This is a genomic window from Vibrio sp. R10-SG3-ISO10 (assembly GCF_059834185.1).
In genome coordinates this window covers 378,064-400,526 of the sequence record NZ_JCBDHG010000002.1, presented here as the reverse complement: position 1 = coordinate 400,526, position 22,463 = coordinate 378,064, and the positions used below count along the sequence as shown (strand labels likewise).

At 43.7% G+C, this 22,463-nt stretch carries 26 protein-coding genes; 7 read left to right on the top strand and 19 right to left on the bottom strand.

The features are described 5' to 3' along the window. Positions 1 to 10: 10 nt before the first annotated feature. The gene (locus AC6R16_RS02610; RefSeq protein ID WP_500673499.1) at positions 11 to 877 is read right to left on the bottom strand and encodes a LysR family transcriptional regulator; all 867 of its coding nucleotides are present in this window, start codon (positions 875 to 877) and stop codon (positions 11 to 13) included. Positions 878 to 1,043: 166 nt separating this feature from the next. On the opposite strand from AC6R16_RS02610, the gene yegD reads away from it, so the two are divergent. Both yegD and AC6R16_RS02600 read left to right on the top strand, forming a co-directional pair. Beyond that, positions 1,044 to 2,396: a molecular chaperone gene (gene yegD / locus AC6R16_RS02605; protein ID WP_500673498.1), complete on the top strand. Its 1,353-nt coding sequence runs from the start codon at positions 1,044 to 1,046 to the stop codon at positions 2,394 to 2,396. Positions 2,397 to 2,618: 222 nt separating this feature from the next. Continuing rightward, positions 2,619 to 4,529 carry a methyl-accepting chemotaxis protein gene (locus tag AC6R16_RS02600; protein ID WP_500673497.1) on the top strand — a complete coding sequence of 637 codons (1,911 nt, stop codon included), beginning with the start codon at positions 2,619 to 2,621 and terminating at the stop codon, positions 4,527 to 4,529. Between the two features lie 54 nt (positions 4,530 to 4,583). Here AC6R16_RS02600 and AC6R16_RS02595 read toward each other — a convergent pair whose 3' ends face one another. Next, positions 4,584 to 5,228 (bottom strand): helix-turn-helix domain-containing protein, encoded by a 645-nt coding sequence (locus tag AC6R16_RS02595; protein ID WP_500641334.1) that lies wholly within the window; start codon positions 5,226 to 5,228, stop codon positions 4,584 to 4,586. 347 nt (positions 5,229 to 5,575) lie between these two features. On the opposite strand from AC6R16_RS02595, the gene AC6R16_RS02590 reads away from it, so the two are divergent. Then, positions 5,576 to 6,487, top strand: coding sequence for a cation efflux transmembrane domain-containing protein (locus AC6R16_RS02590; protein WP_500673496.1), 912 nt, complete (start codon positions 5,576 to 5,578; stop codon positions 6,485 to 6,487). Between the two features lie 201 nt (positions 6,488 to 6,688). Here the strand turns inward: AC6R16_RS02590 and AC6R16_RS02585 are convergent, their stop codons facing one another. Next, complete coding sequence (locus tag AC6R16_RS02585; protein ID WP_500673495.1) at positions 6,689 to 7,894, bottom strand: MFS transporter; 1,206 nt, start codon at positions 7,892 to 7,894, stop codon at positions 6,689 to 6,691. 96 nt (positions 7,895 to 7,990) lie between these two features. Between AC6R16_RS02585 and soxR the strand changes: the two genes are divergently transcribed. Beyond that, positions 7,991 to 8,455 carry a redox-sensitive transcriptional activator SoxR gene (gene soxR, locus AC6R16_RS02580; RefSeq protein WP_500641331.1) on the top strand — a complete coding sequence of 155 codons (465 nt, stop codon included), beginning with the start codon at positions 7,991 to 7,993 and terminating at the stop codon, positions 8,453 to 8,455. Here the strand turns inward: soxR and AC6R16_RS02575 are convergent. Beyond that, entirely contained in the window at positions 8,429 to 9,304 is an 876-nt protein-coding gene (locus AC6R16_RS02575) for an AEC family transporter (RefSeq protein ID WP_500673494.1), read from the bottom strand. The genes soxR and AC6R16_RS02575 overlap by 27 nt on opposite strands. Positions 9,305 to 9,498: 194 nt before the next feature. On the opposite strand from AC6R16_RS02575, the gene AC6R16_RS02570 reads away from it, so the two are divergent. Together AC6R16_RS02570 and AC6R16_RS02565 are read left to right on the top strand one after the other, a co-directional pair. After that, a complete protein-coding gene (locus tag AC6R16_RS02570) occupies positions 9,499 to 9,999 on the top strand; it encodes a fasciclin domain-containing protein (protein WP_500673493.1) in 501 nt (166 codons plus the stop codon). Positions 10,000 to 10,084: 85 nt separating this feature from the next. Next, the gene (locus tag AC6R16_RS02565; protein ID WP_500673593.1) at positions 10,085 to 10,777 is read left to right on the top strand and encodes a flavin reductase family protein; all 693 of its coding nucleotides are present in this window, start codon (positions 10,085 to 10,087) and stop codon (positions 10,775 to 10,777) included. 38 nt (positions 10,778 to 10,815) lie between these two features. Here AC6R16_RS02565 and AC6R16_RS02560 read toward each other — a convergent pair whose 3' ends face one another. Next, positions 10,816 to 11,295 carry a peptide-methionine (S)-S-oxide reductase gene (locus AC6R16_RS02560; RefSeq protein ID WP_500673492.1) on the bottom strand — a complete coding sequence of 160 codons (480 nt, stop codon included), beginning with the start codon at positions 11,293 to 11,295 and terminating at the stop codon, positions 10,816 to 10,818. A 285-nt stretch (positions 11,296 to 11,580) separates the two neighbouring features. On the opposite strand from AC6R16_RS02560, the gene AC6R16_RS02555 reads away from it, so the two are divergent. Then, positions 11,581 to 12,231 carry a Qnr family pentapeptide repeat protein gene (locus AC6R16_RS02555; RefSeq protein WP_500673491.1) on the top strand — a complete coding sequence of 217 codons (651 nt, stop codon included), beginning with the start codon at positions 11,581 to 11,583 and terminating at the stop codon, positions 12,229 to 12,231. Between the two features lie 69 nt (positions 12,232 to 12,300). Here AC6R16_RS02555 and AC6R16_RS02550 read toward each other — a convergent pair whose 3' ends face one another. From AC6R16_RS02550 to AC6R16_RS02485, 14 genes are all read right to left on the bottom strand, one after another. Then, a complete protein-coding gene (locus AC6R16_RS02550; RefSeq protein ID WP_500641326.1) occupies positions 12,301 to 13,104 on the bottom strand; it encodes a nickel/cobalt transporter in 804 nt (267 codons plus the stop codon). After that, complete coding sequence (locus tag AC6R16_RS02545; RefSeq protein ID WP_500673490.1) at positions 13,097 to 13,708, bottom strand: DUF1007 family protein; 612 nt, start codon at positions 13,706 to 13,708, stop codon at positions 13,097 to 13,099. The genes AC6R16_RS02550 and AC6R16_RS02545 overlap by 8 nt, the downstream gene beginning before the upstream one ends. Positions 13,709 to 13,763: 55 nt before the next feature. Next, entirely contained in the window at positions 13,764 to 14,636 is an 873-nt protein-coding gene (locus AC6R16_RS02540) for a zinc ABC transporter substrate-binding protein (protein WP_500673489.1), read from the bottom strand. A gap of 205 nt (positions 14,637 to 14,841) precedes the next feature. Next, the gene (locus tag AC6R16_RS02535; protein ID WP_500673488.1) at positions 14,842 to 15,354 is read right to left on the bottom strand and encodes a prepilin-type N-terminal cleavage/methylation domain-containing protein; all 513 of its coding nucleotides are present in this window, start codon (positions 15,352 to 15,354) and stop codon (positions 14,842 to 14,844) included. A 70-nt stretch (positions 15,355 to 15,424) separates the two neighbouring features. After that, positions 15,425 to 16,060, bottom strand: coding sequence for a thioredoxin domain-containing protein (locus AC6R16_RS02530; protein WP_500673487.1), 636 nt, complete (start codon positions 16,058 to 16,060; stop codon positions 15,425 to 15,427). 148 nt (positions 16,061 to 16,208) lie between these two features. Continuing rightward, entirely contained in the window at positions 16,209 to 17,066 is an 858-nt protein-coding gene (locus AC6R16_RS02525) for a hypothetical protein (protein ID WP_500673486.1), read from the bottom strand. Between the two features lie 591 nt (positions 17,067 to 17,657). Beyond that, positions 17,658 to 18,272, bottom strand: a complete 615-nt coding sequence (locus AC6R16_RS02520) for a hypothetical protein (protein WP_500673485.1) — start codon at positions 18,270 to 18,272, stop codon at positions 17,658 to 17,660. Between the two features lie 147 nt (positions 18,273 to 18,419). After that, on the bottom strand, positions 18,420 to 18,725 hold the full coding sequence (locus AC6R16_RS02515; RefSeq protein ID WP_500641319.1) for a hypothetical protein: 306 nt from the start codon (positions 18,723 to 18,725) through the stop codon (positions 18,420 to 18,422). Positions 18,726 to 18,803: 78 nt separating this feature from the next. Continuing rightward, entirely contained in the window at positions 18,804 to 19,040 is a 237-nt protein-coding gene (locus tag AC6R16_RS02510) for a hypothetical protein (RefSeq protein WP_500641318.1), read from the bottom strand. Further along, positions 19,034 to 19,450, bottom strand: a complete 417-nt coding sequence (locus AC6R16_RS02505) for a hypothetical protein (RefSeq protein ID WP_500673484.1) — start codon at positions 19,448 to 19,450, stop codon at positions 19,034 to 19,036. Before AC6R16_RS02505 ends, AC6R16_RS02510 begins: the two co-directional genes overlap by 7 nt. Before the next feature lie 23 nt (positions 19,451 to 19,473). Further along, positions 19,474 to 19,617 carry a hypothetical protein gene (locus AC6R16_RS02500; protein ID WP_500641316.1) on the bottom strand — a complete coding sequence of 48 codons (144 nt, stop codon included), beginning with the start codon at positions 19,615 to 19,617 and terminating at the stop codon, positions 19,474 to 19,476. 307 nt (positions 19,618 to 19,924) lie between these two features. Continuing rightward, positions 19,925 to 20,032, bottom strand: coding sequence for a DUF2474 family protein (locus AC6R16_RS02495; RefSeq protein WP_500673483.1), 108 nt, complete (start codon positions 20,030 to 20,032; stop codon positions 19,925 to 19,927). Beyond that, positions 20,032 to 21,030 carry a cytochrome d ubiquinol oxidase subunit II gene (gene cydB, locus AC6R16_RS02490; protein WP_500673482.1) on the bottom strand — a complete coding sequence of 333 codons (999 nt, stop codon included), beginning with the start codon at positions 21,028 to 21,030 and terminating at the stop codon, positions 20,032 to 20,034. The genes AC6R16_RS02495 and cydB overlap by 1 nt, the downstream gene beginning before the upstream one ends. 9 nt (positions 21,031 to 21,039) lie before the next feature. Beyond that, a complete protein-coding gene (locus AC6R16_RS02485) occupies positions 21,040 to 22,428 on the bottom strand; it encodes a cytochrome ubiquinol oxidase subunit I (RefSeq protein WP_500673481.1) in 1,389 nt (462 codons plus the stop codon). Positions 22,429 to 22,463: the final 35 nt, after the last annotated feature.

The window sequence follows — 22,463 nt, the reverse complement described above, 5'->3', positions numbered from 1 at the left end:
TAACGTTAGGTTATAGGCTGGAGTAAAGCTGTTCCACAAACCACTTGGCCGCGATCGATAATGGGTAGTGCTCTGCATGAAGTAGAGACACGGAGACTCTAATGGCAGGTTCGAGTTGAGCGGTTTGCACCTTGTTCTGATAATGCTGCGCTGTCCATGGATCCACGACCGCGTTACAGTTTCCATACGTGACAAGTTCTGCAGCTGCGCTGTAGCTTCTGACTGAGATCTTAGAGTGATAGCTGGCGTCTACCGCATGAATAGCTTGGTGAAGTCGCAACCCTAATGGATCGCGAGTATCAAGCCCAACTAGCGGTTGTTTGTTGTTTATCAGCTCTGACAGAGAATAGCTAGCTTGGTTAGAAGTCGTCAGTGGTGTTAACACGGTCATTTCTTCACTTAGTAGCTCGCGTCTCACAATTGCTGGTGGCGTTTCGTCACCAAAACCAATCGCCAGATCCACTTCATTTTTGATCAAAGCATCACATAACTCGTCTCGGTTACCGGTAGAAATTTCAACGGTATAATCGGTTTCGCGGCAAATCTTATCTACGATGGGGGCAAGTAAGATGGTCGCAAGAATCGGCGGAGCGCCAATCGTCAGGTGTTTTTCTCCTGCCTTTATCTTGTTAGTCAGGTTTCTAAACTGTCCAAGTTGTTGATAAACCTTTTCAGCTTCAGGTAACAGTAAATTCGCTTCTCTAGTTGGGATTAAACGCCCTTTAACACGCTCAAATAGCGCGAAACCTAATTGCTGTTCGGTGTGAGACAAAACGCGGGTGACATTCGGTTGGGAAACAAAAAGCTGTTTTGCCGCGCCTGAAACGGTGCCTGTTTTCATTACTGCATAAAACACTTCAAGCTGTCTTAAATTCACCGACCACGATTCCTTCGCTCATTTATTCTTCAATCACTTTAAATGAATTTAGGTATTTAAAAAAGAAGCCTTTTTCGCTATTGACCTGTCTACCAGTGTAGGTTTTACTATCCGGCTCGCCAAAATAAGGCTAAAGATTTCGATACAGTGAAGAGGTATAGCCACTATGTCTATTGGATTTGATTATGGAACCGCGAATTGCTCAGTCGCAACGCTAGTCGATGGACAGGTGAAACAGATTCCTTTGGTTGGAGAAGATTACTATATTCCTTCGACCCTTTGTGCTCCAACATCAGAAGTGGTGTCCGAATACCTTTTTAGAAGCTTAGGGATTAAGCCTTCAGACAGCGTGGGTGAAAACATGCTTCGTCGTGCGATTAAACTCAATGCCGAAGAGGGGCTTGATGTCCGCGGTGAAGACGTCAAGTTTGGTCATGAGGCGCTAAATCTGTATCTCGAAGATCCTCAGGATGTCTATTACGTTAAATCTCCAAAATCGTTCCTAGGTGCAATGGGACTGCGTGATATGCAGCTATCGTTTTTTGAAGATCTGGTTTGTGCCATGATGGCAAACATTCGTCACCGAACAGAATCGGCTCTAGAGCAAGAGGTGACTCAAACTGTGATTGGTCGACCGGTGAACTTTCTTGGTCGAGGTGGAGAAGAGTCTAACATTCAAGCCGAAGGTATCTTACGTCGTGCTGCTTTAAGAGCGGGATTTAAAGACGTTGAATTTCAGTTTGAACCCGTTGCCGCCGGGTTGGATTATGAAGCATCATTGGATCAGGACAAAAATGTCTTGGTCGTGGATATTGGTGGTGGTACCACAGACTGCTCGTTTCTGCGCATGGGGCCAACATGGGCTGGAAAGCGCGAGCGTAGAGATTCGCTATTAGCACACTCTGGTCAAATGGTGGGTGGCAACGATCTGGATATCTTTACCGCGTTTAAGCAGTTTATGCCTGAGTTTGGAATGGGCAGCCAAAATCTGGCGGGGTTAGAAGTCCCGACAACCCAATTTTGGAATCCAATTGCTATCAATGATGTGCAGGCGCAGCGAAAATTCTATGGGCACGATAATAGAAAGCAGCTTCAACTATTGATTAAAGAAGCGCAGAACCCAGATAAACTACGCCGACTATTCGAACTATATCAAGGCACACTGGGATATGCCATCATCAGAGAAGCCGAGCAGACCAAAATTGCTTTGGGCGAAGACGACAGCTATCAAGCGAAAATTCAATTGCTCAATGAGTTAGTTTCTATCCCTGTTTCAAAATCGGATATGGAAGAGGCAATTTCAGTCCCGACAGAGAAGATTAAAGCACTAGTTAAAGAAGCAATAAACCAGAGTGGGATTGAGCCAGATGTCGTTTATATGACAGGGGGCTCTGCACGCTCGCCAATTTTAAGAGGGGCGGTGAGCGCGATACTGCCGACCACGCCAATCGTGAGTGGCAATTACTTTGGTTCGGTCACCGCTGGATTAGCTCGCTGGTCTGACACTATTTATTCCTAACGTTAGTCGTCCCACTTTTGGGACATCAACAAGCTAAATCACATTTTACTTACTGATATTAATCACATTAATGATTTATCTATCATTAATGTGATTATTGCATTTCAAATCTGGATTTTTGTCATATAACAGCCACACTTTAATAATAATTTTAATAATTAACTAGAGTTGACGTACTTCAAGTCGCTTAATAACTAATTGACTAAAAAAGGGTTGTTTGTAATGAGGAATTTAGGGTTTAGAAAACTACTTCTTATCTCCATTATTGCTCTGGTTGTTTTTTCGGTCTCTGTGTCTAGCTATGTTGCTTACATTGACCAGAAAGAAACGTTGGTAGAGGTTATTACCAATAGCAACCAAGAGTATGTAGAGAGTCAGGCAGATCAAATCGCCAGTAAACTCAATGAGAAAGTGGCAGGTTTAGATAAGCTTGGCAAACAGTTCGAAAGTGAGCCTATTACGGGAACAGAACAAGATTTCATTCAATTGACCCACCTGATTGCAGGCGGGATGAATCTGAATAGTTCGGTTGTTGGGTTTACCAATGGTGACGCCTATTGGAATCAAACCGCCAAGACTTGGCCGAACCACAAATACGATGGTGATGTTACAACACGAAGTTGGTATCAGCTCGGTCGGCAAAGTACCACTGCGGCTATGACTGAACCATACCTAGACAGTGATGGCGACACCTATTGGGTATCCATTGTTCGTAAGACATTTAGCGGCATGATTTCTGCCGATATGCAGCTCGGGTTTCTCAACGAAATCGTCAAAAACGCGAACGAGATACCTGGCGCGATAGCGATGATTATTAACCACGATAAAACCATTCTTGCATCATCATTCGAAGAGGTAAAAGCTGGCGAAAAATCCGATAAATACCCTTGGCTTAGTGACGTTGCAAAGCAATCACTTGGCGTCAGTGAGTCGGTATTTGATGGACTCATGGGAGATAAAGAGAAGTTATTTTTCTCGCATCAAATCAACATAGCGGGTAAGAGTTGGTATTTTGTTGTTGGTCTAGAAAAGGACATTGTGTTTGCTGATCTCGCTTCGGCGAAGACATCTGCCATCACCACTGCGCTAGTTGCCACGGTGATCAGTGTGGTTCTGGCACTACTAATCATGAATGTGTTATACCGACCAATATTGGTACTGAAAGAAACCATTGCTGGTTTGAGTCAAGGTAACGGTGACCTAACCCAACGCATTGAGGTGAAAACCAATGATGATCTTGGGCAGATATCTGAAGGAGTCAATGCGTTTATTGCTAACTTGCAGAACATGATGCTTGAGATCAGGGAAGTCACTGATCACTTGAATGAAAACGTTGATCGAATGAAAGATCAGAGCCAACGTAATAGTGTGATTCTGCAAAACCATGTTCAAGAAACAGAGCAGGTTGTCACTGCGATAGAAGAGATGAATTCGACCGCGGAATCTATGGCGACGGATGCAGCGAATACCGCTCAGCTGACACATAAAGCGAGTGAGGCGAGTGCAACATCGAAGAGTACAGTGACACAGGCGCAAAATAACGTTCAGGAACTGGTCGATGATGTCAGTACAGCATCTGATAATGTTAATAACATGGCGTCAGAGACGGATGGTATCAACACTATTTTGGGCGTTATCGGTGATATCGCAGAGCAAACCAATTTACTAGCCCTAAATGCGGCAATTGAAGCGGCGCGTGCAGGTGAACAAGGTCGAGGTTTTGCAGTTGTTGCCGATGAGGTACGTAACCTTGCAAGCAGAACGAAAACCAGCACCGAAGAAATCGAGGCAGCGCTTGCAAGTTTGCTACGTGGTAGCCAATCTGTTGTGGATTCGATGGACTCTACGAAGCAGAAATGTGCGCAAACCGCGGACGGTGCCGGCGAAGTAGCAGAAAGCCTAGATGTGATGACAGAGTTTGTTACCGACATCAATGATCTGAGCACTCAGATTGCGACAGCGGCGGAAGAGCAAAGTAGCGTGACTCAGGAGTTGAGCCGTAATATGTCGGCGATTAATGACATAGTTGGTGAGTTGGACAGCAATGGTCAACAAGCTCTTGAGGAAGCTCAGAATATCTCTGACATGAACCAGAAATTGACCGGAATCGTGGGTCGATTCAAACTTGACTAATATAAAACAAAAAGAGGCACCGATGGGTGCCTCTTCTACTATCTGGATAATGGATTAGCTGCGACGAGCCCAAACGCCCCAGCGAACAATGCCAATCACTTCAATTTCAGATTCATCAATGGTGTTGATCGGGTTGCGATCGGTATCTTCACCATACCAAACGTGAACTTTGTCAGCGATTTTAACCAATGTGAAAAAGTCAGGAGTCGGGTTATTACCAATACGAGCGAGAACAATATCATCGTTTGCCCACTCTTTATCTTTGGTAATAAGTGCGTAGCAACTCCAAGTTCTTGAAATTACGCCAGCGACAGGGTAAACCACACCAAAGCAATCGGCATATTCTTTGGCCACAGGCATAGTGTCTATCGCAATGGCATCGCCGGTTGTCAGTTGTTGATGAACGTCAGTTCGCTTATAGATGTTAACGGTTGCGGCTTCAGAGTCAGACAATAGGTTAATGGTCTCTTTATCTGTTGACTTGTCACCAATTCCAAAGCAAAGCCAGTGTGGTTCGACATCAAGAAAGCGAGCAATATCAGAAAGCTCCTCTAAGCTTGGATAAGTACGGTTGCTTGATTTTGAAAGGTAGCGACCGATGGTTGCTTTACCTTTGCCAATACCTTGTGCCAATGACGCGTTGTTCTCTCCACGCTCTTTTAAAAGCGCTATGATTCTATCTTGATAATTGTCTTGCATTGGTGAAAACCTTAACGGGTAAGTATTCTTCTCAAATATGAAACTACAAGAAAATATATGCTGTTTTTAAACACCTTGCAAGTTGCTATCTCTCATATTCCACTGGGTCGTTTCTGATTTGGGCATAAATTCATCAATAATTTATATTGATTTCAAAAATGATTTATTACACCACTGATAAATATGTCGTTATTGAATCTCGACCACTGAGCGAGCGCTTCATTCATAATCTAGACTTCGCAATCTGAGTATGGCGCGAATAAATTGCTTGGTGATTACCTCGCTATTACAATGTCACGTTTCGACGCCAACGGTTTAAGCTATCCGATACTGCAGAGGATGTATTAATGAAAGATCAAATTGCTCAAATAGAGAAACGAGCGCTAAAGCTGGGAATAGCGGCTAACTTAGTGATGGCGTTCTCTGGTTGGGCTGCCTACAACTTGTCGGGCTCAGAGGCTTTGCTCCTTGATGGCAACATGTCTTTTATTCTCTTTCTGACGGCTATCGTGGCACTCAAAATCACTCAGATAAAATCGCTGCGCAGCGAAACCTATCCTTTTGGTTTATACGTGACCGAGGCGCTATACAGCCTGATGAAAGGGTTGTTGCTATTAGGTGTTGTTATATCTGCGATAGTGAGTAACGGCTCTAAAATTGTCAGTTACTTGAATGGTGCGCAATTAGCGACAATTAAAACCGGTGTGATTGTTTACTATGCGATTGCTATGGTCTTGATCTGCTGGGGGTTATCCGCATTCTATTATTTCCAGAATAAAAAGATTGCCAATAGCAGCTCCATGCTCAAGGTCGATCAAAAATCTTCTTTGATTGATGGGGTGCTGTCCGCTTCGACTGGCGCTATTTTGGTTGTGATTGGTTATGTGCAAGTTGGCAGCCAACTTGATTTCCTGCTGTATATTGGCGATGCACTATTGGTGTTAGTTTTGGCACTACTGATGATAGGTCAGCCGATAGGCATAATTCGAGAGGCTTTTGTCGAGCTAGCAGGAGGTAAATTACAAAACGAACAGCAACATCAAGAGATCTCTGATTTAGTGACGGAACACTTTGCCAAGCAGGAAATAGAAAGACTCAATATTAGTAAAACCGGATCGAGCTATTTGGTCGTAATTGGTGTCTCATTGCAGCAGCTTCAACAACAAGACAATACTGTTTGGCGTGAACAAAAAGGTCAACTGACCAAAGTGCTAGCCAGTAAGTCCCCCTTTGTGGATGTTGAAGTGGTCGTTGTTTAATACCAACCGGAACAAATATCTGGTCACCCCTGCTGGCTAAAATCGCTGATAGCATCGTTATAGCTATCTTTTCAAAGAATGGTGTAGGTAGAACAAGTAGCTAGCTGCAATCTATGCCTTGCTTTAAGCGATTTTTTCTGTGCAATTATCTGATCATCTATTTATCCCTATTGGTATAACGACCACTCGACACGGAAAAGTTTAAGATGCCAGCAACGGCTTTAATGCGTTTTTTTGATTTAATCTGATCATCGCAGCGACTGCGACAAACATAACGGTGGCGGCGAGCATAAAGCCATATTGAGTTGCGTCATTGTGAGCCAAAGCCGCGATGGCAACATAACTGATGCTTTGAACTGAGGTTGAGAACATTGCCAGCCCCCCATCCACTCGCCCACGTTGATTGACCTCAACGGTATGGTGCATCCAATTAGTACGTGCAATGCGATTTAATGCGTTAAAGAAGCCAAAAAACAGAGTGAACAGTAATATATAACCTGGATGTTGCGAAAAACTCATTCCAACTAGAGTGAATGCGACCACGGCCATGGAATACTGCATGGTTGTTTGATGTGAGGTCAATGACAGCAATTTGCTCAGTAGCACACCTGTTAGCAGTGAGCCTAAGCCAAAGGTGATGTTGTATCCTGCATACCAATCACCTGAAACACCGTTCTCCGCAAACCAAATCGGAACTAACTTGCCTAAAAAAGTCAGTATCGGATACGAAAGGCAAGAAAGCAGAATGAAGGCGTAAAAGTGAGGTTCTCTTGCGAAAATGCTTTTGCTCTCTTTCATCTGTTCAATAAAGGGCACGTTGCGAGTACTGCGTAACTTTCTTCGGTAGGGTGTCACCATATAGCTAAGCGCGGCGATGCCGGAGGCGCTGGCAGCAAAAGCAGCAAACTCCAACATTCCCCACTCTTGAAGTAATATGACTCCCAATGCGCCTGCACCGAGCGTCGTGCCTTGCATCACGATCTCTTGCTTGCCTGATATAGAGGCGTATTCGTGCAGATCGTAGTTTTCTTGAGTAAACGCATTATTGGTTGTCCAAGCTAAATTGCTCGTTACCCAGAAGACAAGTTGTGCAGCGGCAAGTAACCAATGTGACCCTTCATGCAACCAGTATGCAACGAAAACAGTTATAGCCGTGGTTGACTGAATTAATTGGACCAATACCAAGAGTGATTTGCGCGAATGTCTGTCGATCAAAGTAGAGAAAAAAGGGGTTAAGACAAACGAGGTTGCGGTGCAGGCGAGTGCGATAAGGGCGACGAAGGTGCCCATGTTGTCCGACTCAAGCATGATCCAAGGCAGAGCCATCATAAACAAGCCTGACGAAATGCCATCAAAAAAGCGGCCGGAAAGATAAGGCAAGGTTCTGCTTTTTGCGATCAGGTTCATTGAATTTTCCTTATGTATATTCACCAACTTGGGTTACTCTAAAACCTCAAGCTAACTTGAGGTAAAGAACTTTATTCAATTAATTTGGAGGCTTATATGGAAATGAGCGTAGGGGAAGTAGCAAAGCGTGCCGGAGTTAAAGTCTCGGCACTTCACTTCTATGAGCAAAAAGGTTTGATCCACAGTTGGCGAAATCAAGGCAATCAACGGCGTTATCATCGGAGTGTTCTGAGAAGAATTGCGGTGATTAAAGCTGCGCAGGAAGTTGGTTTAACGCTAGAGGAGATTGTCCAATCTCTTGACCAGTTGCCTAAGCATCAAGCGCCAAATAGGGAGCAATGGGATCGCATGGCTTCGGGGTGGAAAGAGATGCTTGAACACAGAATTTTGCAGTTAAAAGCACTTCAAGACGATCTCGGTGGCTGTATCGGTTGTGGCTGCCTTTCTATGGAATCTTGCGCTATCTACAATCCTCAAGACATTCGTGCTGAAACATTTAAAGGCAAAACCTTGCTGACCAACCCTGAAGAGTGGTCACAAGGAGAGAGCGAACCCGAGTAACAAGGGCAGAGTTAAAATACTAAAGAAATTGCCAAATAAAACCATTGAAGCCACCTTGGTGGGCTCTATATGAAAGCGCTCAGCGAACAAGTAGTTCATTACGGCAGGTGGCAGCATGGTGAAAAGTACCATCATTTGTAACTGCATCGTTGGTAGTGGAATAAAGAAGTAAATAACCGCGAAAGCAATCGCGCCAGTAAACAATGATTGCAGTGTGCATAGAATACCAACTTTCAGACCACTGAGTCTCATATTGCACATTTGAGCCCCTAAGGAGAGCAGCATAACTGGAACAGCAGCTTGACCGAGTAATGAAGTTGCTTCATACAGTGGAGACCAAACTCCAATGCCAGCTAAGTTGAGGATCAGCGCTGCGCTTGCTGCAAGAAAGATCGGCATCTTGATGATCTGTTTGAACGGATTCCCTTCACTGAGTAAAGCCAAGCCAAGGCTAATGTGGATACAGGCTGAAACCACAAACAGTAATACAGCGGAAGCGAGAGCAGTGTCGCCAAAGGTGTAAGTAAAAAGTGGAATCGCCAAGTTACCGCTATTGCGAAACATATGCGGTGGAGCCCAAGCTTTATATTTAAGTTTAGACAATTTGCACACTGGAATCATCACCACCCCCGGGAGCAATACCGCGACGAGAGATGCAGTTAGCAAAGGCACTTGCTGTGTATCCAGCGGCATTGCAACCAGTGAAGAAAAGACTAGGGCAGGGGTAAATGCGTCCATGTTAATGCGGTTGATCGGCTTGAAGTCGGGCTTTAACCAACGTCCAACCGCGTAACCCACTGCTACCAATGCAAATACTGGAAAAAGTATCCCTACGACTTGTTGAAACATGTCCTGCCCTGAACCGTTTAAATCCTAGTCGCCAAAGTAACTGATTTTTAGACGATTAAACAGAGTAAGTTGGAAGTTATTAGGCAAGAGCACATTGCTTAAATGATCGATTTTTCTTAGTGCTGCGTAACAGGTTTCCAGAGCAGGACTGTTGCTCAGTGAGGATCACCCTCCCAATCATTAAGGAAGAAACTATGTTCAAATATTCGCTAATTATTTCGACCGCTCTTATCGCTCTGTTTGCATTTGTGCTCCCTGCTCAGGCGCATGAACACGGTATGAAGAAAGCCGATATCGTTGATGTAGCGGTTGAAAACGGTTCATTTAACACATTGGTGGCTGCTGTTAAGGCCGCAGACCTTGTCTCAGTCCTCAAAGGCAAAGGGCCTTTCACTGTGTTTGCTCCAACGGACGAGGCGTTTGCCAAACTTCCCGAAGGGACAGTTGAGTCACTGCTAAAACCGGAGAATAAAGACAAACTCGTCGCGGTACTTACCTATCATGTGGTTCCAGGAAAAGTTATGGCTGCTGATGTTGTTAATATCGACAAGGCAACGACGGTGCAAGGGCAAGATATTACGATCAAAACTATGAACAACAAGGTGATGGTTGATAATGCCAATGTTGTTGTGACCGACGTGGAAGCGAGTAATGGGGTGATTCATGTCATTGACCATGTGATTTTGCCCAAGTAACGCTGAACACCTAAACGCAAAAGGCAAAGCAATCAACGCTTTGTCTTATTCTTTTGTAAGACCGAACGAAGGTACTGTGATACATATGACAGAAGAGCTACATATTAGTCGCAAGCAGTTTTCCTTAATGGAAGATAGATACCGAGCGAAGTTAGTCAACAGTTTAACTGGATTCAAAAGTGCAAACCTGATTGGCACTATTGATGATATGGGAAACAAAAACTTGGCAATTGTTAGCTCCGTATTTCACATTGGCTCCAACCCACCTTTGATGGGGTTTATTAGTCGACCTAATTCGGTTGAGAGACATACGTTGGAAAACATCTTAGCCACCAAAGCTTTTACAATAAACTCAGTAGACGCTGATATTGCAGCCATTGCTCATCAAACCTCTGCTCGCTACGGCAAGCTAGAATCAGAATTCGAAGCTGTTGGGCTGACACCATTTTTTGAAGATGGATTTAGAGCCCCTTATGTATTTGAAAGCAGTTTGAAAATTGGACTTAAGTTGACAGAGCATCACGTGATAAAAGCAAATAATACGGTGTTAGTGGTTGGGGAAATAGAACAATGTAGAATCCCCCAAACAGCGATTCTGCCAGACGGCTACGTAGACGCAGAGTTGATGGATATTGTGGCGATTAGCGGTTTAGATAGTTACCATGTTACGCAAAGACTCTATCGACTCGGTTATGCAAAGCCCGATAGAGATCTAACCCCGTTGTCGGTTTCAGGCCAGATAATACAGTGGAGTACTAACAAAGCTGAACAAGGTTAGCTTCGAGGAGTACTCTGAAATGGAAGCGCTAGCGAAATCTAGCGCTTTCTATATTTCTTAAGAAGTTCGATTGGAATATGACAGTAATCATCCGGATAGTGCGTTAATCTATCTTGGTGTTCTTCATCGCTTTTGACGTAATTGGTCAGCGGTTTGACTTCCACTGCAATGTTTTCGCTGTCGGGGCGATTGGCAATATACTGTTTGGCGTCAATTAGATGAGCCTTGTTCTGGCTGTATATACCTGTACGATATTTTTCACCCACGTCTTCCCCTTGCTGATTGACACTGTAAGGGTCAATAATTTCGAAAAGATAATCCATTAGCTGTTCGACAGAAACTTTATCGGGATCAAATTGGGTGCGAACGCACTCAGCATAGCCGTCATACTCACTCGAAGTGGTATCAGTGGTTCCGTTGGCTCGACCTGCTTCGGTACCCACTACACCAGGTAAGTGTTTCATAAACTCTTGAACGCCCCATAAGCAGCCGCCAGCAATGTATATTTCTTCTAACAAAGTATTTATCCACTAACTATTTGCAGCGATCTTATTACAGAATACTTGGCTATTGAAAGTTGAAATTCCCTTTGATTCCCCAAGCTTTGTCTGTAGTGCTGAGTTGAACGAAATTATTTTTTGCATAAGCACATCTGGTTAAATTGAAATAGGGGGGCTAGAGGCTCAATTTGATGCCTTAAATTAGCGATTTGAAGGGGTTGTAAGCTGATGATTTGAAAGGGTTTGTTTTTGTGGAAAAACAGTAACTTAGAATGTTAGTCTTGCGTTCAACAAGGAGACACTATGATTACAAGCGACGCGATTTTTGAATTTGAAGACTTTAGCCACCAAGACTTACAAAATAGCCTTTTTGAGCGATGTCAGTTTATTAAATGTACTTTTGACCGAGCTGATTTAAGAGAAGCTAAGTTTGTCGACTGCCGTTTCATTGAACCCCAAGCCCTAGAAGCATGCAGTTTTCAACATGCCAACCTAAAAGATGCGAGTTTTTCCAACTGCATGCTCGCCATGTGCCAGTTCAATGGAGCAGACTGTTTTGGAATAGAGCTACGCAAATGCGATCTGAAAGGCGCTAATTTTCAACGTGCTAACTTTGCGAACCATATTAGCCATAAAGCCTATTTCTGTTCTGCTTTCATTACGGGGTGTAATCTGATTTACGCCAATTTCGAAAGGGCGTTGCTAGAGAAATGTGAACTGTTTGAGAATCGTTGGAATGGTGCCAACCTATTTGGCGCTAGTTTGCTAGGATCAGATTTATCGAGTAGCGAGTTTAGTTCAGAGCAATGGGGGACGTTCAATATGGAACAGTGTGACTTAACCCATGTGGATCTAGAGGGGCTCAACTTACGCAGAGTTGCTATGACTGGGGTAAAAATCTGCGATTGGCAACAGGCTCAATTGTTAGAGCCATTCGGTCTGATAGTGGTTTAATGTTTGTTTAAGCCGCACTTCAAGCGTCCAAAAGGCAGGTGGTAGCACACCTGCCTTTTACCTCGCTGCCTATATCTGAATAAAGGTAGCGTATTGCTCGGTAGTGAGCAGTAAATAGCCAAACAAGGCAACAAATGCGCCACCTACAAACTGAATCGCTTTAAAGGAGTGTTTTGAAGGGATAAGTTCAGCGATTGAGTCTTTCCCTTTTACCGCTAAACAGGCTATAGCACTGGTGGTAATTGCGGTGCCAAGAGCCATCATAATCGCACTAATAATACCGACTTCGCGTAACCCCACCATATTCGAAAACAGTAGAATCATAACTGCGCCGGTACAAGGTCTAAGCCCGACAGCAGCAATTATGCCGTAAAGTCCATGTCTATTTATCAGCAGTGGTGTTTTTGAAACAGCTTTTATCATAAGAACCACACCAAGGCAGATAACGCAGAAATAGCTGATACGGATAGCCGACGCAATGGCGTTATGCACTTCTCGCATGGTGGCCGAGAACATGGCTAACATGAATTCGACGATAACTATCGCTACGCATGCTTGTAGCATTGCTGTTGTAATGGTAATGAAGATCGCCTTGGATACGGTGCCGCGATTGGTGATCAAATAGGAGCTAACAAGCACTTTGCCGTGACCTGCTCCAAGCGAATGTAGCAGGCCGTAGCAGAAGCTGACGCCGATAAACCATAGCAAAGCACCTTGCTTGTTTTCTTCTATGTCGTAGATAAGTTCAGCTAGTTCATGGTTAAGAAGACGTTGGACATGAATCGCTTTGACCATAAGCACTGGCCAGTAGCTAATAACGGTATAGGCCAGTACGACGAGTAAACTAGCGAAAAGAATCTTTTTTTTATTCATTGTAATGACAGTCTATATAAACGGTTTCAGTGAAAAGCTGGCCGAGTGCCTCATCTGGGTCAGCATCTATGGGGAGTGCCATTGCGTAGGCCATCTGCTCGGGTGTAGGATTTGGCTTTTCAAGTCTGATATTGCACGCCATAATGTCACTTAAATGGATCGCAGTTGCGCTATTCCAGCTCATATCTACGTAGTATGTAGGGTCGAAAATGAGCAGCTTGAGGTTATCGCTGTTAAGTGGAACGGGCTTTGCCAGAGGAAGATCAAAACGTAGTGTGGCCTTTCCGCGTTTTAACGTGAGATCTGGGTCAATAGCCTTGCGATATTTGATCGGTTTTTCGTCTTGATAGAAGTAGGTGAAGTAATGGTGACCCAACATGTTTTCAGCAATCGAATTCGCTAAGCGTTTGAGCATAGTAGGATCTGACCTATCTTCTCCATCTAACATATAGGCGGTGGTCATTGCGTCGAACTCCCACACCATATAAAGGCTGGTAATCTCTTGTTCATTACCTTGGATATAGGTGTTCATCTCAATCCAAGAATGAGGGTGAGCGAATGCTTGAGCACAGCAAAACAGCAGGATTAAAGTGGCTTTTTTCATGATTTCTTATTGAATGTGAAAAAGATAAAGGCTGCAAACGCAGCCTTATACCAATTTAACGTTGCTTTAAACAGCTGGTTAGACTGTTCGAGATCGACTTCAAGAATGTAAAGTAGCTACCTTTCTCGACATCAATGTCAGTGCCTAATGGATCAAGAGAGCCAATCTTCGCGTTTGTACCGCGAACCGTGGACTCAATAACCGCAGGGGTGAACTGAGGCTCAGTGAAGACACATTGAACATTCTTTTCGTTGATGGTGTTACGAATCTTGTTAAGTTTTTTCGCGCCAGGCTTACGCTCTGGATCAACAGTAAAATGGCCAAGCTTCTTCGTTTTGAAGTAATCTTCAAAGTAGCCATACGCGTCGTGGAATACGTAGTAGCCGTCATTTTTGAATGGCTTCAACTCAAAATTAATTGCCGCAGCAGTGACTTTTAGGTTGTATTGGAACTTATCAAAATTCTGCTGGTAGGAGGCGGTTTGTTCAGGATTAATTGCAATCAGGCGTTGCGTAATTAAGCGAGCCACTTCAATCGACTGGCATGGACCAAGCCAAATGTGCGGATCATAAGTGCTATGGTGGTGACCACAGCCACATTTCTTGCCGAACTTTCTTAGCTCAATCGACTCTTGTTCTTGTAGCGTTAAAGCATGGTCAATTTCTGCCATTGGCTTAACAAGAAAGCTTTCTAAATCTTGTCCGAACCAAACGACTAAATCACTCTGTTTAAGGCGGATAAGATCAGAAGGTTTAAGTGCATAATCGTGAGGTGAAGCATTCGCATTTAATAGCGTGCTGGTGGTATCGCCTTCAACGATGATCTCATGAGCGATCATCTCGATGGGTTTTATTGTTGCAAGCACAGTGACTGCTTGGGCTTGCATTGATGCTACTAATAGGGCAGCGGTTGCTATACGTTTTATCATTGTGTTTTTATTCAATAAAAAAAGGCGGCGCGATGCCGCCAAATAGGGGATTAAAGGCTTATCCAGCGGTTTTGAGTTGCTAGGTGTGCAAACAGGTTTTGATTAAGCTGGTAAGTAGAGAAGTTCTGAACGTTGGTGCCGATAACTGTAAACATGGTTTCCTCGATTGTGATAATGGATAACAAAAGACAAGCATTGCTGAGGGTTAACAACCGCTATCTTCTAACTTAAATGTGTATTCGCCATTCTTGGGACTTTGCACCATTTTGATATGGCATTTGTCTTGTAGAAGTGGGTTTGTTTCGCTTTTATGTTCTTTAAACATGATTGCTGTAGTTAATGTAGGCGCTTGGTCATCCAGTGTATTGGTTACAGGTACATTGACGATAAAGACATCTGATAGAGTCAAAACGTCTTTGAAGTTAGATTTATCATTTTGGATGTGGCCATAGTGAGCAGCGACTTCAATGTCATCACCTTCTGGGCTTACACCTACAACGATGTTTTCATCTCTTTCTTTATGTAGGCCACTGATCAACGCTTTACCATAGACCATGGAGTCAGCACCTATCACTGCACCTTGCGTGGCTTTGAGTGTTGATACACGTGCTTCTTTGGTCACTTCCATATATTTCGGCAGGGCTGCTGCCGCTAAAATCCCTAATACGGCCACAACGACAACGAGTTCAATAAGAGTAAAACCTCTTGCCTGTTTCATTTGCTTTTCTCCGATTAGTATTGGATAGGAGCAGCCTAGTTGTTTGGCTACTCCATAGATTCTGATTTGATTAAGATTGAACGCCGCTTAGCTCAATAAGTAGCTGTTCTAGTTCTGATAGGCTCTTTAGTGAACCTAGGTTTATGCGCTTATTGCCGTTAACGACAATCGTTGGGGTTGCGTTGATGTAGTATTGCTTGGTCAGCTGATCGAAATTTTCGATATCTTCACGGACATCTTCACAACCACTGCGGAAATCTGTCGCGTCACCGCCGCAGCGCTCAATAAGGTTTGCTAAGTCTTCGCGGCTTCTTGGCGCAGTGCTTGGACGCATATGAATGCTAGAAATCAACTCGCTGACGTAGTTATCACCAATGTTTTGGTGATTTGCCGTTGCGATACTTGCCTGAATATCTTTACCTAATGGACCAAAATCGACCGGTACATCGACAAAGGCAATACCAGCGCGCTCTGCCATAGTGCGTAGCGGGGTATGAACAATGGCACATGGGCGACAAAACGGAGTGTAGAACACCTTAACTTGTGGCTCACTGGTCGTTTGTTTGTCGAGAGTGACATAATGAACATTCTCTTCAAAATTGCCCGCGTGCGCTTTTGAAGTGTGTTTTGCTAAAACGGCAAAGATAACCACAACGCAAAGTAAGTAAAATTGGGCAGTGTTTTTAACTTGCTTACTGAATTTCATAAATCATCTCTTTGATAACAAAAAAGACCCGTAGGCCAGAATTTGATAGTAAGTGCCATCCCTGGCACCTTAGCAGTTGCTCATTTTTTGGTTCGATAGCTATATAACTATCGAACCAGAGTGAGGCTATGCAGTTGTGTTGCCGCGATTAGAAGCTGTAAACAACACCGATTTTGAATACATTGTCGTTTTTGTATTTTGTATCGAATGACGCGCTTTCATTTAAGTTATTTGAACCGCTACCCTTTAGGTGTGTTTGTGACTTATATGTGTATTGTGCGTATGGTTTAAGGTCACCTAGCGAGGTAAGTACTGCCTTTAGTTCAAACTCTTGACTTTTTGCAGTAGCACTACCATCAGCAGTACCTTTTAACTCAGGTAAGTTCAGGTGTCCGTCGATATTTGCTCTTTTAACAATGTAGTTAGCAGATAGGTCTACAGTATCCATCACGTTGTAACCCACAGTTAAATCTACGCGGTGAACTTTGGACTTGTGGTTGCCTTCTGCACTTAGGTAAGGGACACCGAAACCTGGAACGTTTACACCCTGAGCAACTGATAACTCACCCTTACCATCGGAAATTTCGTAGCGGTAACGAGCTGCAGTGTAGATACCGTTATCGAAGGTGTAACCACCTTTAATACCGAACTTAGCAATATTGCTGTCTTTGTAAGTTGCAGTGCCGTCAATTGCACCTGGCATTGCATCTGTTTCATACTTGTACTCTTTTGAGTAGCCAGACGGTACGGTTAGATCGAAAGATGGCATGATAAACGCTTGACCCATCTCGATTTTGTAATCTAGAGAGAACGTTGTCTCTTTGTGACGCTTAAGGTTTTCTGCACCGACGATTTCGATGCCACCTGCGAGTCCACCAATCACTTGATCGTGGAACTTAAGTGTCGTTTCTTTGTTGTTACCGTGCGAAGCTTCAAGATCGAAAGCTGCGCTTGAGAATGAAGTGATTGCTGCTAATACTGCTGTTGCGACTGCTAGTTTTTTCATGTTAAGACCTATATTAAATTTGATAATGAAAAAACCTTCCTTGGATTGCTCATAATTAGAGATGATTCCAATCTCTCGTTTCATTATTGAGCTCGAAAAGAATAATACAGTGTTCAAATCCAAATGTGAACCCCTGAAAAGCATAAATGAAACAAATGTATTTAAAATGGTTGATGTTTGACATTTTTCTGACATTGATGATATGTTAATTTCATTTGTGGTTGGTTTTGTGGCGGTTGAATGGTTTTTTTTGATGTTGCGTGCGCTAAAAAAGAGCAACTATAGGAGGGGCAATGGAAATTTCGAGTCGATAATTGGAGAAAAGAAGAGGTTTTCGATATCCACTTCGTGGGGAATATGCTGAATTAGATGACTACGTTGGGCGAGTTTCTGTTCAAAAGACCCTAGTAGTGGTTTGTGGGCGTGATTGCTAGAAAGCGAGGAGATAACCTTAAGCGAATTTGGTCTCCACAACGCATAAAGCCCTAAACTAATATAGCTAGGGCTTTAGAATATGTGGAGATGATAAGTGTAAGAATGGATCGTTAGGTTCGTCTTGTTTGATAGCCCTAACTTATATACACATTGTCTCTAGTTACTTTCACCAACGACGACGACATCACCGGTTTCTTCGTCAAGGTAGGCGCCAATTGGCTGTAGGTCTTCGTCACTTGCTTGAGCGGTATCATGTTCACCTACCACAACCACGTCACCAGTTTCTTCATCGAGATATGCGCCGATAGGTTGGAGATCTTCATCACTTGCTTGAGTGGTATCTTGTTCGCCGACTACAACGACATCGCCTGTTTCTTCATCTAAGTAAGCGCCAATGCCTTGTTGATCTTCGAGTACGAATTCGTAGCAGACGCGAGCATCAAACACACCAGACATGCTATTTGAGTCGCCAGCAATTTTGCCCGGTTTGTTCTGTACTAGCCAGTCATTCGCCGCGCCGCGCAGTGGAGCTTCATCGCTTGACCCAAACACACCAGAATCTTGGTAACACGCCAGAATCTTGCCGTCACTAAAGCGGTGTTTAGCCACAATGTATTGATTACCGTCGGTCGCATTGAAGATAGAATCATTTGACGTTACATCGTAGGTGATCGCCTGACGCGCACCTTGTACATCGTTATAGATAGAACATCCGCCAAGAGTAGAAGTAGCGACAAGTGCAACAAGCAGTGTTTTAAAAGTAGTATTCATAATGGGTTCCTAAGAGTAGGTAGTAAGTTGCTAATGGATTTACCGAATCCAACTTAGCATTGCTGTTATTGGTTAGATTTTTTCAATCGGATAACTGAAAGCAAACGACGATAATCGTGTTGTATGCAGTTAAGTCTGAAGTTCGAATCAAAAAATAAGCTCTACGACTCGGCCTAGCTGATATTTCATTTTGTCAGACTTGCGCTGTTGAAATAGATAGCGCTCATTCGCTTGTTGCCACCCAGAAGTGAGCAAGCAACTAGTATGGTCACCGGATTCTTTCGACGACTCTATACAGCTTTGGCTGATTGCATGACATTCGCTATAGCTTTGGCTGATCGACTGGTTTACCTCTTGGTAATAATCGGCACACGAGCTAAGGTATGAAGTGCTGACTGAAAATAGGCAGCACCCAACGAGTGCACCAGTCAGCGCAGTAGAAAATACGTTCATTGTTGATTCTCCGCCGCAATAGAGTGAGTCATTGAATTGACCATTTTTCACCTCGATGAACTATGATGATCGAGCGCGCTATCTTCGACTAACAAGATATAAGCGCACACCGGTAGCCATTCCTTCGAGTAATTTATCCATAGAGACAACGTCAATTTCGCCGCCAGATAAATCGCGTAGAGATCCATCGACTAGTTTTAAGCCTTTCTTTCCTTGTTGGATCGTTAATGGGATTCCCCAAATACCTGAAAATCTTTCTGCTTTAGCGCGAACCGTTTTTACGCGATGTTCGTCTATATGAGTCACAGCTAGCATGCCTCTTGTGGCTTGTTTTCGTCGATCACTTCACTGGCTGGCTGTGAAATAGACTTCGTTGGTGCAAAAAGCAAAGCTAAACCGAGTAGTAGAGAGACGATACCAAACGCGGCATGAATGGCACTGCCGATTAGAACTGTGCCTTGAATGACAAGACTCGAAGCAGTGCCAATCTGGAATGCGGCCTTTAATCGAGCACTGACAATTGCAAAGCTAGCAATCATGCAAAAACTGTAAGGAACTAACAGTAGGGTAAAGGCTGCCATGTGTGAACGTGGCGTGACTAGGTTAACAGTTGCTAACACAATCAATTGGCAAACGACGAGGTTAAGTGCCATTAAGCCAAGATACTGTCGTCGATTTAGCGTCGAATTTTTAAACGTAAACACAGACTGAACTAACTGTTTCATTGCTCTTCCCATTCTCAATTTACTTAGCCTTGAATGCCGCGTGGTGCGCTCTTTAATGAAACCGTCTCAGTGGTTGGTGAAGTGTTTTGATCTTCAACCTGGTCTACCACATTTGAGGTAGGTGTTGCATTAAATAGGGCTAGAACGGCAAGCGTGATGATTTTCATACCTGTGTAATCCTGCGCATCTTGACTATCAAATAGATAAATCTGAGTTGCTTCTGTTTCAACACTTAACTTATGTTTGTAATATAGTTTCAATAATGAGTTTATGTGTCAGGACAATGTCAATTTCAATCACAAATGAAATGGTTTATTGGTTTTGTATTAGATGTAGTGAATTGTTATAGGGGCAATTAATCAAATTGATGATAAAAAAGGGTAGGTGGTCTCAGCAGAAATACTGTGAAATGAATTGTTTTACAGAGGAAAGCCGTCGGCGTAAGCTAATTACCTAGTACTCTGGTTTTGTGCTTTATGTTCCAAGAACAAGGTGAACGAAAAAAGAGAACAGAGTAAGTGCCGAGATACTGAGTGACCATATAATCACAAACCAGATTATTCGAGATGTTTTGTTGCTCATCAATGATACCCCTCTCCATGCTTCAATCGTCCTCTAAATACCCAGTAAGAATACGCGCTATAGACGATAATCATAGGTACTAAAAAGACGGCGCCAGCTAATAAGAAATTGAGGCTTGAGTCTGGAGCCGCTGCATCATAATAAGTCAGCGAAAAGGGAATCAAATAAGGGAAGGTGCTAATTCCAAACCCAACTCCAGATATCACAAACAAACCGATACCAAATAGGTAAGCTTTAAGTCCTTTATGTTGCATGAGAGAAGCAAAAAGTTGCCAAATGAAGCCCGCAGCGCAGATTGGTATCAACAGGAACACCAATGTTTTGGGGAATGAAAACCATCTTTCAAAAATGAGTTCATTTATAAATGGAAGCCATATGCTCACAACCACGATACTTGTTGTCATTATTAAGCCACATCGTTTGGCTATAATGTAGTAGCGGGTCGTGAGGTCTTTAGGCATCTTAATTATAAGCCAGCATGCTCCAAGCAGTGAGTATGCGGAGAGCAAAGCGAAAGCACAAAATAAGCTGAAAGGGGTCAACCAATCAAACCAACTGCCACTAAAAGATCTTCCATCGATATCAATACCCTGAAGAAGAGCTCCTAGCATGACTCCCTGCATTAGGGTTGCGAGTAGGGAACCAATAAAAAACGCACCATCCCAAAGAAACTTACCCCGTTTAGTCCTGAACCGGTATTCAAAGGAAACCCCTCTAAGAATTAGCCCCAACAGCATAAGGATGAGTGGCGCGTAAAGCGCAGGCATAACAACCGCATACGCAAGTGGAAACACCGCAAAAAGACCACCTCCACCGAGTACAAGCCATGTTTCATTGCCATCCCACACTGGCGCAATACTGTTCATCATTAAATCTCGTTCGTTTTCACTATGAGCACCAGGAAACAAAATTCCAATGCCTAGGTCGAAACCATCGAGAATCACGTAGATAAGTACAGCAAAGCTGATCAGTCCGTACCAAATCAATGCGATATCCATAAGACTCTCCTATGTTAAGTGATTGGAGTGGGAAACAGGGGAGGACTCAGTACCATCTGGTAGTCGACTGTCGAGCGGTTGTTCATACTTAGTAGGCGATTTACGCATCAATCTTATTAGATAGAAGAAGCCTGCTCCAAAGACAATGAAGTACACTATGACAAATGCCGTTAAGGAGATGCTTATTGCTGCTGCGTCTATGGGAGATGCGGATTCAGAAGTGGTCAATAACCCGTAGACAGTGTAAGGCTGGCGCCCAACTTCAGTCGTTATCCATCCGGCTAGGACGGCTATGAAGCCAGCAGGGCCGGAATATGCGCACATTTTGTGGAACCAAGTAGCCTTGAAAAGCTGGTTTTTTGTACGTAACCAAAGGCTTAAAACGCCAATAATTAGCATGCCAAAACCGATGGCGACCATCACTCTGAAACTCCAGAATACAATTTGTACTGGAGGGTGATCGCCTTCAGGAAATGCATCTAGACCTTTTACTTCGCCATCCCAGTCATGTGTGAGAATGAAGCTACCCAACTTTGGTATCTCAACAGAGAAGTCCACTTGCTTGGTACTATCGTTTGGGACTCCAAACAGTATCAAAGGAGCGCCTTTATGGCTTTGATAGTGTCCTTCCATTGCAGCTATTTTCGCTGGTTGATGCTCAAGGGTGTTAAGACCATGCACATCACCCGCTATGATTTGCACTGGGGTAACAACAGCTGCCATCCACATCGCCATAGAGAACATAGTTCTTGCTAATGGGTTGTGAGGTGCTTTGAGTAGATGGTATGCCCCAACAGCCGCCACGACGAAAGCGGTGGTTAAGTACGCTGCGAGCAACATGTGTACAAGTCGGTAGGGAAAAGAGGGATTAAAGACAATTTCAAACCAATTTTCAGGAATGAATTGCCCAACCTCGTTGATCGAATAGCCAGCGGGCGTTTGCATCCAGCTATTTACGGAAAGGATCCAAAATGCAGAGAGAAAAGTCCCGAATGCGACGATACAAGTAGAGGCAAAGTGAAGTGTTTTACCCACTCTCTCCATACCAAACAACATCACGCCTAGAAAGCCCGCTTCTAGGAAAAATGCAGTGAAGACCTCGTAACCCATCAATGGACCAAGTATAGGGCCAGTCTTGTCGGCAAATACGCTCCAATTGGTGCCAAACTGATAGCTCAGAACGATCCCACTTACGACTCCCATACCAAAGCTTATCGCGAAAATCTTTAACCAATACTTGTACAGTTGGATAAATTTGTTGTTGTTGGTTTTCAACCAAAGCCCTTCTAAAACAGCTAGATAGCTCGCCAATCCAATAGTAAAGGCGGGAAAAATAATGTGGAAGGAGACGGTAAAAGCAAACTGGAATCTGGCTAAGTCTACGGCAAGTGAGTCCATAATTTTCTCCTCTGTGTGCTCTCTTGCTTACGCTC

Excerpts from the sequence above, each read along its gene's own strand:
- yegD (WP_500673498.1), top strand. The coding sequence starts at position 1,044 with ATGTCTATTGGATTTGATTATGGAACCGCGAATTGCTCAGTCGCAACG.
- AC6R16_RS02600 (WP_500673497.1), top strand. The coding sequence starts at position 2,619 with ATGAGGAATTTAGGGTTTAGAAAACTACTTCTTATCTCCATTATTGCT.
- AC6R16_RS02595 (WP_500641334.1), bottom strand. The coding sequence starts at position 5,228 with ATGCAAGACAATTATCAAGATAGAATCATAGCGCTTTTAAAAGAGCGT.
- AC6R16_RS02590 (WP_500673496.1), top strand. The coding sequence starts at position 5,576 with ATGAAAGATCAAATTGCTCAAATAGAGAAACGAGCGCTAAAGCTGGGA.
- AC6R16_RS02585 (WP_500673495.1), bottom strand. The coding sequence starts at position 7,894 with ATGAACCTGATCGCAAAAAGCAGAACCTTGCCTTATCTTTCCGGCCGC.
- soxR (WP_500641331.1), top strand. The coding sequence starts at position 7,991 with ATGGAAATGAGCGTAGGGGAAGTAGCAAAGCGTGCCGGAGTTAAAGTC.
- AC6R16_RS02575 (WP_500673494.1), bottom strand. The coding sequence starts at position 9,304 with ATGTTTCAACAAGTCGTAGGGATACTTTTTCCAGTATTTGCATTGGTA.
- AC6R16_RS02570 (WP_500673493.1), top strand. The coding sequence starts at position 9,499 with ATGTTCAAATATTCGCTAATTATTTCGACCGCTCTTATCGCTCTGTTT.
- AC6R16_RS02565 (WP_500673593.1), top strand. The coding sequence starts at position 10,085 with ATGACAGAAGAGCTACATATTAGTCGCAAGCAGTTTTCCTTAATGGAA.
- AC6R16_RS02555 (WP_500673491.1), top strand. The coding sequence starts at position 11,581 with ATGATTACAAGCGACGCGATTTTTGAATTTGAAGACTTTAGCCACCAA.
- AC6R16_RS02550 (WP_500641326.1), bottom strand. The coding sequence starts at position 13,104 with ATGAATAAAAAAAAGATTCTTTTCGCTAGTTTACTCGTCGTACTGGCC.
- AC6R16_RS02545 (WP_500673490.1), bottom strand. The coding sequence starts at position 13,708 with ATGAAAAAAGCCACTTTAATCCTGCTGTTTTGCTGTGCTCAAGCATTC.
- AC6R16_RS02540 (WP_500673489.1), bottom strand. The coding sequence starts at position 14,636 with ATGATAAAACGTATAGCAACCGCTGCCCTATTAGTAGCATCAATGCAA.
- AC6R16_RS02535 (WP_500673488.1), bottom strand. The coding sequence starts at position 15,354 with ATGAAACAGGCAAGAGGTTTTACTCTTATTGAACTCGTTGTCGTTGTG.
- AC6R16_RS02530 (WP_500673487.1), bottom strand. The coding sequence starts at position 16,060 with ATGAAATTCAGTAAGCAAGTTAAAAACACTGCCCAATTTTACTTACTT.
- AC6R16_RS02525 (WP_500673486.1), bottom strand. The coding sequence starts at position 17,066 with ATGAAAAAACTAGCAGTCGCAACAGCAGTATTAGCAGCAATCACTTCA.
- AC6R16_RS02520 (WP_500673485.1), bottom strand. The coding sequence starts at position 18,272 with ATGAATACTACTTTTAAAACACTGCTTGTTGCACTTGTCGCTACTTCT.
- AC6R16_RS02515 (WP_500641319.1), bottom strand. The coding sequence starts at position 18,725 with ATGAACGTATTTTCTACTGCGCTGACTGGTGCACTCGTTGGGTGCTGC.
- AC6R16_RS02510 (WP_500641318.1), bottom strand. The coding sequence starts at position 19,040 with ATGCTAGCTGTGACTCATATAGACGAACATCGCGTAAAAACGGTTCGC.
- AC6R16_RS02505 (WP_500673484.1), bottom strand. The coding sequence starts at position 19,450 with ATGAAACAGTTAGTTCAGTCTGTGTTTACGTTTAAAAATTCGACGCTA.
- AC6R16_RS02500 (WP_500641316.1), bottom strand. The coding sequence starts at position 19,617 with ATGAAAATCATCACGCTTGCCGTTCTAGCCCTATTTAATGCAACACCT.
- AC6R16_RS02495 (WP_500673483.1), bottom strand. The coding sequence starts at position 20,032 with ATGAGCAACAAAACATCTCGAATAATCTGGTTTGTGATTATATGGTCA.
- cydB (WP_500673482.1), bottom strand. The coding sequence starts at position 21,030 with ATGGATATCGCATTGATTTGGTACGGACTGATCAGCTTTGCTGTACTT.
- AC6R16_RS02485 (WP_500673481.1), bottom strand. The coding sequence starts at position 22,428 with ATGGACTCACTTGCCGTAGACTTAGCCAGATTCCAGTTTGCTTTTACC.